Annotated in this window: 10 protein-coding genes, 1 pseudogene and 1 other annotated feature; of the genes and pseudogenes, 5 read left to right on the plus strand and 6 right to left on the minus strand. The window is 44.0% G+C overall.

Annotated features, from left to right (window positions below; genetic code table 11):
• Window positions 1-195: 195 nt before the first annotated feature.
• Window positions 196-2,838 carry a valine--tRNA ligase gene (locus tag ACE1TI_RS03600; protein ID WP_375006209.1) on the minus strand — a complete coding sequence of 881 codons (2,643 nt, stop codon included), beginning with the start codon at window positions 2,836-2,838 and terminating at the stop codon, window positions 196-198.
• Window positions 2,839-3,151: 313 nt separating this feature from the next.
• Window positions 3,152-3,389 (minus strand) — a binding site (T-box leader).
• A 189-nt stretch (window positions 3,390-3,578) separates the two neighbouring features.
• On the opposite strand from ACE1TI_RS03600, the gene ACE1TI_RS03605 reads away from it, so the two are divergent.
• The gene (locus ACE1TI_RS03605) at window positions 3,579-4,556 is read left to right on the plus strand and encodes a cation diffusion facilitator family transporter (RefSeq protein ID WP_375006210.1); all 978 of its coding nucleotides are present in this window, start codon (window positions 3,579-3,581) and stop codon (window positions 4,554-4,556) included.
• 95 nt (window positions 4,557-4,651) lie between these two features.
• A complete protein-coding gene (locus ACE1TI_RS03610; protein WP_375006211.1) occupies window positions 4,652-5,749 on the plus strand; it encodes a hypothetical protein in 1,098 nt (365 codons plus the stop codon).
• A 41-nt stretch (window positions 5,750-5,790) separates the two neighbouring features.
• Here ACE1TI_RS03610 and ACE1TI_RS03615 read toward each other — a convergent pair whose 3' ends face one another.
• Both ACE1TI_RS03615 and ACE1TI_RS03620 read right to left on the minus strand, forming a co-directional pair.
• The gene (locus ACE1TI_RS03615; RefSeq protein ID WP_375006212.1) at window positions 5,791-6,132 is read right to left on the minus strand and encodes a hypothetical protein; all 342 of its coding nucleotides are present in this window, start codon (window positions 6,130-6,132) and stop codon (window positions 5,791-5,793) included.
• Window positions 6,133-6,158: 26 nt separating this feature from the next.
• On the minus strand, window positions 6,159-9,440 hold the full coding sequence (locus tag ACE1TI_RS03620) for a hypothetical protein (RefSeq protein WP_375006213.1): 3,282 nt from the start codon (window positions 9,438-9,440) through the stop codon (window positions 6,159-6,161).
• A gap of 579 nt (window positions 9,441-10,019) precedes the next feature.
• On the opposite strand from ACE1TI_RS03620, the gene ACE1TI_RS03625 reads away from it, so the two are divergent.
• Both ACE1TI_RS03625 and ACE1TI_RS03630 read left to right on the plus strand, forming a co-directional pair.
• The gene (locus tag ACE1TI_RS03625) at window positions 10,020-10,202 is read left to right on the plus strand and encodes an MBL fold metallo-hydrolase (RefSeq protein ID WP_375006259.1); all 183 of its coding nucleotides are present in this window, start codon (window positions 10,020-10,022) and stop codon (window positions 10,200-10,202) included.
• A 17-nt stretch (window positions 10,203-10,219) separates the two neighbouring features.
• Window positions 10,220-10,858, plus strand: a complete 639-nt coding sequence (locus ACE1TI_RS03630) for an MBL fold metallo-hydrolase (RefSeq protein WP_375006214.1) — start codon at window positions 10,220-10,222, stop codon at window positions 10,856-10,858.
• Window positions 10,859-11,182: 324 nt separating this feature from the next.
• Here the strand turns inward: ACE1TI_RS03630 and ACE1TI_RS03635 are convergent.
• From ACE1TI_RS03635 to ACE1TI_RS03645, 3 genes and pseudogenes are all read right to left on the minus strand, one after another.
• Window positions 11,183-11,311: pseudogene (locus ACE1TI_RS03635) on the minus strand (GGDEF domain-containing protein); the annotation flags it as partial.
• Between the two features lie 220 nt (window positions 11,312-11,531).
• Window positions 11,532-11,696 carry a hypothetical protein gene (locus ACE1TI_RS03640; RefSeq protein ID WP_375006215.1) on the minus strand — a complete coding sequence of 55 codons (165 nt, stop codon included), beginning with the start codon at window positions 11,694-11,696 and terminating at the stop codon, window positions 11,532-11,534.
• A gap of 26 nt (window positions 11,697-11,722) precedes the next feature.
• Window positions 11,723-12,292, minus strand: a complete 570-nt coding sequence (locus ACE1TI_RS03645; protein ID WP_375006216.1) for a TraR/DksA C4-type zinc finger protein — start codon at window positions 12,290-12,292, stop codon at window positions 11,723-11,725.
• A gap of 252 nt (window positions 12,293-12,544) precedes the next feature.
• Between ACE1TI_RS03645 and ACE1TI_RS03650 the strand changes: the two genes are divergently transcribed.
• Complete coding sequence (locus ACE1TI_RS03650; RefSeq protein ID WP_375006217.1) at window positions 12,545-12,694, plus strand: YfhE family protein; 150 nt, start codon at window positions 12,545-12,547, stop codon at window positions 12,692-12,694.
• Window positions 12,695-12,828: the final 134 nt, after the last annotated feature.

Genomic DNA, 12,828 nt, shown 5'->3' on the forward strand with positions numbered 1-12,828 from the left:
ATATTGCTCGATTTGCAGTAAATAGCGGATTCCATGTCCGTGTGCCCCCTATTTCGCAAGGATTTCATGAAAATAACGTACCATTTGTCCACGGGCCTTGTTCTTCCCCAATTTTAAAGGAGACACCACAACATTTACTCTAGAGCCTTCTTTAATTGCTGCATAGCGTGACTACCGCGGTGGTCTTTCTTTCATTTATGCTTTTAACTCTTTAATACGAGCTGTTACTTTTTCGCGTTTTTCCAGATAATCCTTTTCTTTTTGTTTTTCTTCTTCTACGACATGTTCTGGTGCTTTTTTAACAAAACCTTCGTTTGAAAGTTTTTTCTGTACACGTTCCACTTCCTTATTAAGCTTCTCTTTTTCTTTTTCAAGGCGCGCGACTTCCTCATCAAGATCAATCAAACCAGCAAGCGGCATATAGAGCGTTGCACCAGTTAGTACTTGCGACACAGATTTTTCCGAGGCATCGAGATCGGTTTTCACTATAAGTTTTTCTGGGTTACAGAAATGCTCGAGATAGCTGCGGCCGCGCTCTAATTGGGTAAGCACATTTTGATCTGCGGCATTAATTTGCAAATCAATTGGTTTACTTGGAGCGACATTCATTTCAGCACGGGTGTTACGCACAGAGCGGATCACACTTTTTAACAGCTCCATATCTTTAACGGACTCACTGTCAATATATTCATCCTTAGCTTCCGGCCAAGCAGCTGTTGTGATCGATTCCCCGCTGTGTGGAAGATGCTGCCAGATTTCTTCTGTGATAAACGGCATAATTGGATGAAGCAGCCGCATGGTGTGATCAAGAACATACGCCAGCACCGAACGTGTCGTTTTTTTCGCATTTTCATCTTCGCCGTAAAGCGGCAGCTTTGCCATTTCAATATACCAATCACACACATCATCCCAAATGAAGTTATAAAGAAGACGTCCCACTTCACCAAACTCATAGCTGTCCATTAAGCGGGTTACATCTTTAATGGTTTCCTGCAGGCGCGTTAAAATCCAGCGGTCTGCGATCGTTTTTTCCCCGTCCAAATTAATCTCTTCATAGCTTAGGCCGCCCATATTCATAAGCGCAAAACGAGAAGCGTTCCAAATTTTATTGGCAAAGTTCCAGTTGGCTTCGACTTTTTCCCAGTGGAAACGTAAGTCATTACCCGGTGTTGTTCCGGTCGCCAGGAAAAAGCGCAGGGCATCTGCTCCATATTTTTCAATAACATCCATTGGATCAACACCGTTACCAAGCGACTTACTCATTTTCCGGCCATCTGCATCACGAACCAGACCGTGAATTAATACATCGTTGAACGGACGCTTTCCGGTGAATTCAAGACCCTGGAAGATCATACGGGATACCCAGAAAAAGATAATGTCATAGCCCGTAACAAGAACATTCGTCGGATAGAACCGCTGAAAATCAGAAGAATTGGTATCCGGCCAGCCCATCGTAGAAAATGGCCATAGAGCGGAGCTGAACCATGTATCTAATACATCTTCATCCTGCTCCCAGTTTTGTGCATCTTTTGGCGCCTCATGGCCTACGTAAATCTCGCCTGTTTCTTTATGGTACCAGGCAGGTACACGGTGGCCCCACCAGAGCTGTCGGGAAATACACCAGTCCCGGATATTTTCCAGCCAGTGCAAATATGTTTTTTCAAAACGGTCCGGCACGAAATTTACTTTTCCTTCCTGCTTTTGCAGTTGTATTGCCTGCTCGGCCAGCGGTTTCATTTTTACAAACCATTGTGTGGAAAGATAAGGCTCTACTACGGCGCCACTCCGCTCTGAATGACCGACAGAGTGCATATGTTCTTCGATTTTAAAGAGAATGCCTTCTTCCTGGAGATCTTTTACGAGCTTCTTCCTGCACTCAAAACGATCCAGGCCTTGATACTTACCGGCGTTTTCATTCATTTTTCCGCCTTCATCCATTACAAGCACCCGTTCCAGTTCATGGCGGTTGCCCATTTCAAAGTCATTCGGATCATGAGCCGGCGTAATTTTCACCGCTCCTGAACCAAATTCCATATCGACATAATCATCAGCAATGATCTCCATTTCACGTCCAACTACAGGAAGAACCACAGTTTTGCCGATCAAGTGCTGGTAACGCTCATCATCCGGGTGAACGGCTACCGCTGTATCACCTAACATCGTTTCTGGACGGGTTGTTGCTACTTCTATGTGTCCGGAGCCGTCTTTTAACGGATATTTCATATGGTAAAAATGACCTTGAACATCTTTGTATTCTACTTCAATGTCAGATAGAGCCGTTTGTGTTGCCGGATCCCAGTTAATGATATATTCGCCTCGGTAAATCAATCCTTTATTGTACAGAGTGACAAATACCTCGCGCACAGCTTTGGAAAGCCCATCATCCAATGTAAAACGCTCTCTGGAATAGTCGAGGGACAAGCCTAATTTCGCCCATTGCTGACGGATAAAATCAGCATATTCTTCCTTCCACTCCCATGATTTTTCGAGAAATTTTTCACGGCCGAGATCATATCGGCTCTTACCTTCTTCTTTTAGTTTACCTTCCACCTTCGCCTGTGTTGCAATACCGGCGTGATCCATTCCCGGAAGCCAAAGCATATCATAGCCCTGCATACGCTTGGCGCGGGAAGTAATATCCTGCAGCGTTGTATCCCATGCATGACCGAGATGAAGACGCCCGGTTACATTTGGAGGAGGAATCACAATGGTATAGGGTTCTTTATCGCCTTCTCCTTCTGCTTTAAAAAATTCTCCATCCGTCCAAAACGGATACCATTTGGCTTCTGTGTCTTTCGGATCATACTTTGTCGGCATTGCTGTTTCTTGATTTGCCATCTTACACTCTCCTTTTTTCTGTTCCTTCGTCGGTATGTTTATTTAAGCAAAACATGCGGTGCTTCTTTGTTTTCGCAGGGTTCGGCTCTTCTCCTGGATGGTTCGATCCTCCATTCTCTTTTCCTGCTTGTTTCAACTCTTCTCTCTGATGATTCGGTTCTTATCCTGCTTGTTTCCGCTCTTTTCTCGCCTGGTTCAGCTCTCTTCCATCCGGTTCAGCTCTTCTACTGCTTTCTTCGGCTCTCTTTTTTTCTTCAGAACTTTAACTAAAAAACGGCACTTTTTTTGCTAAACAAAAAACCCCTCTTCATCTTTAAAGGACGAAGAGAGGATCGCGGTACCACCTTTATTCACGCAAAAGTAAACATTAGACATGCTTGCCTTGTGTGCACTTAAACGGATAACGGATCTACCGTCTTCCCCTACTTTTCATTCAAGGAAGCTGCTCGAGGGCGACCTTCCTTTCATTTAACCTGAAAAATCTCGCAGCCAAGGATTTTTCTCTCTGGACAGGCGGAAATGAAAGTACTCCTCCCTGTTTTCGCTTTATCTTGGTATATATAGTCACATTTTATACATCTATCGTTTTTTCGTCAAGAAGACATGCGGTCCCAGGCTTTAAAGAAATAAAAAAAAGGCAGAAACCCTGTATTTAATATCTGTACAAAAAGCCTCGGCATGCTATTCATATTTTCGTTCATATTAAAAAGGAATGACATAAAACGGATGGTGATAAAAATATGAGAATTATCAACTTTTTAAAACGAGGCAACACATCTTCAGCTATATCTGCGCTTGGAAATATTGTTTTAGCTACAATCAAAGGCTTTGCTGCTGCGATCAGCGGAAGCAGTGCTATGTTTGCTACTACCATGCATTCTTTGGCAGATGCCACCAATCAAGGTTTTGTTTTTTTCGGAAGCGCGCTCGCTGAGAAAGAGCCGACCAAACGGTTTCCAACAGGCTTTGGACGTGTTGTAAATCTCTTTGTTTTAGTGGCCGTTATTATTGTTGCCATCATGTCATATGAAACCATATTAACAGGCTGGGAAACGATCAAGGAGCCAAAAGCTTCTTCAAACTTTTGGTTGAATGTGATTATCCTTATGATATCTGTATTAATTGATGGTTTCGTATTAATCAAAGCCATGAAAGAAGTAGTGAAAGAATCCCATTCCAGTGCGACAGGTTTTCAAATTGTTCCGACCGCTTTTAAAAATATTCAATATGCAGCGCCGCCGACACGACTGGTTTTTTATGAAGATATTATTGCCACTTTTGGAGCCTTTCTTGCTTTGGTCTTTGTTGTTTTAGCTCATTTTACAGGATTATATGTTTTAGATGGAGTGGGCACCTTGTTTATTGGTTTACTGCTAGTTATCATTGCATTAAAACTCGGCTATGACAATACCGTTGGATTAATCGGTGTAGCAGCACCTAAAAAGGTGACGGACCGTATCGCCAGATTAATATTGGACCATAAGGACGTACAGGACATTCAAGCGATGAGAATCCTTCAAGAAGGCCGGCAATATCATGTAGAAAGTTATGTTGAATTGAGAAAAGGGCTTACTCTTGATCAGGCAGAGGATATTAAATTCCAGCTGCGTGAAAACATTTTAGACGATCCGGATATAGATGACGTGACGTTAGGAGTTATCGAAACAGATGAAGACCAGAACTGGACGATAAATGAGGAACCTCAAACAGAAAACTAGCAGGTTCATGCCAATTAGACATTCACCTATAAGCTGACGCTGCATATTTTACTGTATAAGTGAAACGGATTACGCTTTTAGGGAGTGTGCTTGGCATGGCTGAAAAAGATAAACACTATTTCGCTGGAGACTACACAGCTAAAGGATTTTACCCGTTGTATACAACAAACTTTCAAGGACTTGACCTTGTCATAAAATTAACAGGTGTCTCTAGTTCGGTAAAATCAGAGGCAATGAAAAAAATTGCAGAGGAATGGCAAAGAAAAGGCTTCAGCATTGAATGGATTCATTGTTCCTCAAACAACGAAGCATTGGACGGAATTATTTTTCCGGATTTAAAAATTGGGATTTATGACAGCGCTTGTGGTGATATATCATTAGAGACTGTTTCAGAAGCAGAGATAAACACAGACGACGAATTTCTAAGGAAAGAACGTCTTGCAGACCAGGACAATACGATTAATCGTTACCATCACCGAATAAATAGAGCTTTTCAGTCATCACTCGAATTATTTAAAACTGGTTTATTCGTTCATGATGATTTAGAAGACATTTACATTAAAAACATGGATTTTGCGAAAGCAGATCAACTCGCCATCGATGTAAAAAAACAATTATACCGCACTCTAGAACCAACAGGAAAAAATTCCATTACAAAGCATCGTTTTTTTGGCGCTTCCACCCCAAACGGTGTGATAGACTACATCCCCAATTTGACTGAGGATTTGGGGAAAAGATATTTTATTAAAGGTCGCGCAGGCACTGGTAAATCAACCTTGTTAAGAAAATTAGCTGCACCCGCCGAAAAACTTGGCTTCGATGTCGAAATGTATCATTGCGGCTTCGATCCAGAAAGCATGGATATGCTCATCGTGAGAGAGCTTGATTTTTGCGTTTTTGACAGTACTGATCCTCATGAATATCTCCCAGAGAAAGACAGCGATGAAATCATTGATCTCTATAAAAAAACGGTAGTGCCGGGTACAGATGAAAAGTACGAAAAGGAAATAAATAAACTTACTGCAAAATATAAAAGCTATATGAAAAAAGGCGGGGTTTTCTTAAAAAAAGCGAAACGAAATAAAGAAGAACTCGATCAGATATATAGGGATGCTATGAAAAATTCAGTGATAGAAGATAATTTTCAGATCATAAATGAGAAAGTAAAGCAGCAAGCAAATAGATTACAATAAAAGTGACGCCCAACAGAGTCATCTCTGATGGGCGTCATCCGTTACTTGATTCCTATTTCAGCGTGAATGGCTCCTTTATTTTTAGAAGATACCGTGAGACCAGATCCTCCTTTTATTTGGGTAGTTTCAAAAACAACTTTTCTTTTCACATTAGCTGCTTCTATTTTATAAATTTTCTCTTCTCCATATTTTAAGGTGTCTGCTTTAATTAATTGATCATTTAAATATATCGGTAATGATTCTTTTTCAACTGAGTCTTTGTCGTATGCATTCATGTTTAATTTACGGGGCTTTTGTGCAGCACTATTATTTTTTATTTTTACATACAATTCCTTTTTATTTCTTACAGGTATTGAACAGCGCGATACGTTCTTTTTTGCCATCCTATCTCCTCCAATTATTTAATAATTTATTCTTTTTTAAGAGAGTTAACAGCATCCATTATAGCTTTGCGTTTAACATCACCTTCTTGTGACATTACGTTTAGTGTATTTGTTAGCTTGGAGATAAGTGCATCGGTATCCTTACCTTGGAGTGCTTCTAACATAACAAGTGTAGATATAGCCATAGCTATCGGCTGAGTACCTCCATCGTACATATTAATTAGAGTATTGTCCCCTGTTGTCAGTGTATTTCCGCCAGCATCTGCGGTAATCGTATTATTGTCAAAGCTAGTAGAGGATTCTGATTCAGAGTCTGCCTCTGCTTCTGCCTCTGCCTCCGCTTCCGCGTCTGCTTCTGCCTCTGCTTCTGCCTCTGCCTCCGCTTCTGCCTCTGCCTCTGCTTCTGCCTCTGCCTCTGCTTCCGCTTCTGCTTCTGCCTCTGCTTCTGCCTCTGCCTCCGCTTCTGCGTCTGCCTCCGCTTCCGCGTCTGCTTCTGCCTCTGCTTCTGCCTCTGCCTCTGCCTCTGCCTCTGCCTCCGCTTCTGCTTCCGCGTCTGCTTCTGCCTCTGCTTCTGCCTCTGCCTCCGCTTCTGCCTCTGCCTCCGCTTCCGCTTCTGCTTCTGCCTCTGCTTCTGCCTCTGCCTCTGCCTCCGCTTCTGCTTCTGCCTCTGCTTCTGCCTCCGCTTCTGCCTCTGCTTCTGCCTCTGCTTCTGCTTCCGCGTCTGCCTCTGCCTCTGCCTCCGCTTCTGCTTCTGCTTCTGCTTCTGCTTCTGCCTCTGCCTCCGCTTCTGCCTCTGCCTCTGCTTCTGCCTCCGCTTCCGCGTCTGCTTCTGCTTCTGCCTCTGCTTCTGCCTCCGCTTCTGCCTCTGCTTCTGCTTCCGCGTCTGCGTCTGCCTCTGCCTCTGCCTCTGCCTCCGCTTCCGCTTCTGCTTCTGCGTCTGCCTCCGCTTCCGCTTCTGCCTCTGCCTCTGCCTCCGCTTCTGCTTCCGCGTCTGCTTCCGCGTCTGCTTCTGCCTCTGCCTCCGCTTCTGCTTCTGCCTCTGCTTCTGCCTCCGCTTCCGCTTCTGCCTCCGCTTCCGCTTCTGCTTCTGCGTCTGCCTCCGCTTCCGCTTCTGCTTCCGCTTCTGCGTCTGCCTCCGCTTCCGCGTCTGCCTCCGCTTCCGCTTCTGCTTCCGCTTCTGCTTCCGCTTCTGCCTCTGCCTCTGCCTCCGCTTCTGCCTCTGCCTCTGCTTCTGCCTCTGCTTCTGCCTCCGCTTCCGCTTCTGCTTCTGCCTCTGCTTCTGCTTCTGCGTCTGCGTCTGCGTCTGCCTCCGCTTCCGCTTCTGCTTCTGCGTCTGCCTCCGCTTCTGCTTCTGCCTCTGCTTCTGCCTCTGCTTCTGCCTCCGCTTCTGCCTCTGCCTCTGCTTCTGCCTCTGCTTCTGCTTCTGCTTCCGCTTCTGCGTCTGCCTCTGCCTCTGCCTCCGCTTCTGCCTCTGCTTCTGCTTCCGCTTCTGCTTCTGCCTCTGCTTCTGCTTCTGCCTCTGCCTCTGCCTCTGCCTCCGCTTCTGCTTCCGCGTCTGCTTCTGCCTCTGCCTCCGCTTCTGCTTCTGCCTCTGCTTCTGCCTCCGCTTCCGCTTCTGCCTCCGCTTCCGCTTCTGCCTCCGCTTCTGCGTCTGCCTCCGCTTCCGCTTCTGCTTCCGCTTCTGCTTCTGCCTCCGCTTCCGCGTCTGCCTCCGCTTCCGCTTCTGCTTCCGCGTCTGCTTCCGCTTCTGCGTCTGCCTCTGCCTCCGCTTCTGCCTCTGCCTCTGCTTCTGCCTCTGCTTCCGCTTCTGCTTCTGCCTCCGCTTCCGCTTCTGCTTCTGCCTCTGCTTCTGCCTCCGCTTCCGCGTCTGCGTCTGCGTCTGCGTCTGCGTCTGCCTCCGCTTCCGCTTCTGCTTCTGCGTCTGCCTCCGCTTCTGCTTCTGCCTCTGCTTCTGCCTCTGCTTCTGCCTCCGCTTCTGCCTCTGCTTCTGCTTCTGCCTCCGCTTCTGCCTCTGCGTCTGCCTCCGCTTCTGCTTCTGCCTCTGCGTCTGCCTCCGCTTCCGCGTCTGCTTCCGCTTCTGCTTCTGCCTCTGCTTCTGCTTCTGCTTCTGCCTCCGCTTCTGCCTCTGCTTCTGCTTCTGCCTCCGATTCTGCTTCTGCTTCTGCCTCCGCTTCCGCTTCTGCTTCCGCGTCTGCTTCTGCCTCTGCTTCTGCTTCTGCCTCCGCTTCTGCCTCTGCTTCTGCTTCTGCCTCTGCTTCTGCTTCTGCCTCCGATTCTGCCTCTGCGTCTGCCTCCGCTTCTGCTTCTGCTTCTGCCTCTGCTTCCGCGTCTGCTTCTGCTTCCGACTCGGAGTCTGCCCATGCTACTGATTCGGATTCCGCTTCCGACTCTGAATCCGCTTCTGCCTCAGCATCCGATTCTGACTCTGAATCCGCTTCTGCCTCAGCATCCGATTCTGACTCTGAATCCGCTTCCGCCTCAGCATCCGATTCTGACTCTGAATCCGCTTCTGCCTCAGCATCCGATTCTGACTCTGAATCCGCTTCTGCCTCAGCATCCGATTCTGACTCTGAATCCGCTTCCGCCTCAGCATCCGATTCTGACTCTGAATCCGCTTCCGCCTCAGCATCCGATTCCGACTCTGAATCCGCTTCCGCCTCAGCATCCGATTCCGACTCTGAATCCGCTTCCGCCTCAGCATCCGATTCCGACTCTGAATCCGCTTCCGCCTCAGCATCCGATTCCGACTCTGAATCCGCTTCCGCCTCAGCATCCGATTCCGAATCTGAATCCGCTTCCGCCTCAGCATCCGATTCCGACTCTGAATCCGCTTCCGCCTCAGCATCCGATTCCGACTCTGAATCCGCTTCCGCCTCAGCATCCGATTCCGACTCTGAATCCGCTTCCGCCTCAGCATCCGATTCCGAATCTGAATCCGCTTCCGCCTCAGCATCCGATTCCGACTCTGAATCCGCTTCCGCCTCAGCATCCGATTCCGACTCTGAATCCGCTTCCGCCTCAGCATCCGATTCCGACTCTGAATCCGCTTCCGCCTCAGCATCCGATTCCGACTCTGAATCCGCTTCCGCCTCAGCATCCGATTCCGACTCTGAATCCGCCTCCGCTTCAGCATTTGCTTCTGCATTGTTTTCCACATTTAGCGGACCATTATATTCTTCTCCGGAAAGCTCACTATTCTCACTTTCTAGTGTTTTATTGATGAATTTGTCTAGCTCTTCCAACTCTGCAAGCAATTTATTTCTTCTAGAATTTAATCTATTAAGTCTAGAATTATTGTTTTCCGCCAATTAAATCTCTCCCATCTTTATTGAATTAGTCTTCTGAAATATAGACCTCATAGGTTATAGAAAGCCATTTTATGAATTTAATTGAATAATCTAAAAAATTTATTAAAAACTAATTTATTAATGCTGCTTTCTAGCTGGCCGGGCTTTCTCTTTTGCTATACGCTTTTCCAAATTTTCTATTTTTTTACGGAGTCTTTTCCTTTTTCTTTTAGCAGTACTAAGCCTACTTTGGGCCAATGGTAACCCTCCTTTTTTCTCGAGGTACTCACATTATAGTAAGTTAGGTTCATTTTGTTGTAGGATAATAACTCTTACTAAAAGCGGATTTTTGAAAGATTGTAAAATAAAAAAGACTTTCTCTCCTAGAGAGAAGCCTTTTTACTAAAATGATGCTACTTTTTAATAATTTTGCTACCATAATTTAGTGATGAACAGATTAAGAACGAAAGTGGGGATCTTCATTAACATTAGTAAAAGAAAATATGTCTATCCTGTCATTGTTACTGCAGATAATAATCTAAAAAGTTATAATTTTATTTATACCAAGCTGAAAGCTCTCTTTCATTAATTGATGCCGGTATAAACAGTGGAGCCTGCTGGAACAGCTTACTGAAAACATTAAGAGAAAATGGGTTTTCCCTATTAGATATCGATCAAATTCTATTAACTCATCATCATATTGATCATATTGGTCTTATAAATCGTATTATTTCTGAACATCCTATTCCAGTATATGCTCATACGCACTCGATCCCCGTTTAAAAAGAGACGAGAACTTTTTGCAAAGGCGAATCCGTTTCTTTGAGAATTTATACAAGGAAGCAGGCTGCGGGGAAAGAGGACAAAAACACATATCTTATTTGAAGAAAGCTCTCCAAAGAAATAAAAATCAAGCCATAAAAGCAGAAATACTTCCGTTAAAATCTTTCTTCCAAAATTTAAAAATAATTGAAATGCCGGGTCATGCAGACGACCAAGCTGCTTTTTACGATAAGAAGAAGGATTGGCTGTTCGGCGACTTGTTGATTAATCATATATCAAGCAATGCACTGATCGAACCTGATTTGAACGGCCATCGTACAACTCCTCTGCTTGACCATATAAAATCCATGAAAAAAGCTGTTGAGCTGCAGCCGGAGCTGATATTTTCCGGACACGGCTCGTTAATCAAAAAACCAGAAGTTTTAGTGAAGAAACGATTAGATGGGATAAATAATAAAGCCGCAGCTCTCTTGCAATTGATTAAAAATGGAGAGATAACCGCTAATTCATTAGCGCAATCTTATTACGAGAAAAAATATGAAAAGCTGTTTCCACTGGTAATGTCAAAAGTTATCGGCCACCTGGATTACTTAGAAGCGACCACACAGGTTAAAAAAGAGCTTATTAATGGAATTTGGAACTATCGTCCATCTTAAACCTCGGCTTTTTTAAATTCTGCTTCTCCATAACAGCACAGCCATTTTTTATGGGATAGCGTTGGCTAGCTGCGGCCTTGTTTTTTTTTGCCCTAAACAATGCTGATCCGTTACTTGAAGAGCTTGTTCTCTATTATAATCAGATGTTAATGTCACGACTCCCATCAAGACGGTCAACTTTTAACATTTCATCCCATACATGCAGTTCAGCTGTTTGAATACTTTGGGAAATTCTTTCGGCTAAGTTTTCATCTTTGTTTGTCTCTGGTAAAAGATAACAAACTCATCCCCACCAAACGAGCACACATGTCTGTTTTTCGAAAGTTATCTTGGGTTATCTTTTAGAAGGGTGGAGATTTTTGTTATTGTCTTATCACCAGCTTTATTTCCAAAGTCATCGTTTATCTCTTTAAAATGGTCAATATCAAGCATGACGACAGAGAAGGATGAATCGTGTTTTTCAGCATGCTAAACGACCTTCATTTAGCGTTTTCTCTAGGTATCTGCGAATTGTATAGGTTTGTAAGATGATCTAATACTCTCAGCTTTATTTCGAGCTGCTTCCTTTCGGTGATATTAATATGCGATATGACAACCCCTTTTATCATACTATTCGTCTCATGATAAATAGGAGCTGCATACAAGGTAATTCCTCATTTGAGTGACATTCACATCATGCAGAAAATTCTGATACTTTTTCTTCTACCGCGTTTGAGCCTGTTGTCATTAACAGTGCCTGTCCCAAACTTTGACAGGCACCACCCATTTTATTAATAATTGGTTTTTCTTTTGTCTTCGCCGCGTTCTTGTTGGTTGGCATTATATCCGGTGTCAGCAACGGGGGCATCTTCTACTTTTTCTGTTTTACCAGGCTCTTCCCCGGATTTTTCCCTGTGTATCTTCATTATATCCTTGATTGGACGAATCATCGGATGGAGTTTGGGAGGTCCCATGATCACTTGCGGCATCCCAAGCATCTTCTCTGTCAAAAATAACTTCTTCCCTATTGTCCCGTGTTTTTACAGAAGATTGAATAACATCTTCTTCTACCGCTCTGTCATTTAAAATTCCTTCACTATCAGCATGTTCAATACACCTTCTTGTTTCCGGAACAGCCTCTAAACGCTTGAAAGAAATCGGTTCTCCGCAAATTTCACAAATACCGTATGTTCCTTCCTCAATCGCTGTTAATGCTGTTTCAATATGATTTAAATGTTCTCTGGAATTATTATTAAAAGCTGCGTCTTTCTCCCTTTCAAATAATTCCGTTGCTTCATCTCCTGGATGATTGCTATAGCTTGATAATTCCCCTGTTCCTTCTGCTCTTTCAGGTGTTTCTGTTTCATTCTGCCCCCCAGGCAGCGTTTGTTCGATTTCCTCTTTCATACTTAGCAATTTATTTTTCTGTTCATTTATTTGATTTGTGGTAAGCATCTTACCCCTCCATTACATTTGATGTTTTTATTAGAAAAACTTGGTTTGTCGCCAAGTCCTTATGGCGTCGTAGTTTTGCTTATACTGTTTACCAATAAAAATTTTACACTTTCCTAACAGTGCTAAAAAAACTGTTGTTATGCTCATACACAATAATCTCAAATATTAAACATAGAGAAGCTTATAAACGATTAATTGTCGAATTCATTGGGAAACATAGTACCACCAATTCAATGAGGAAGGAGAATAGTGATGGATGAGAAAAAACCGCCTCATAAGCAAATGACCGATAAAAGTAACGGATTAAGCAATACACAAGAGGTTCTCTACCCGAAAGAATTTAAAAAAGCCGATGAAGCTTACCAGCAAGAAGAAGAAACAACAAATAGTAATAATGATTAAATAACTGGAATCGGCTTATTTTAAAAGTGTCGCTGCACATTGCTTCAGCAGGGACACTTTTTTTAATGGTAGTTTTATGCAATTTGCTCGTTTTAGCTTTCGGAGTTTGTATGTTATACGCTATATTAGTATAA

Source organism: Alteribacillus sp. JSM 102045, assembly GCF_041949975.1.
Lineage (GTDB): Bacteria > Bacillota > Bacilli > Bacillales > Marinococcaceae > Alteribacillus.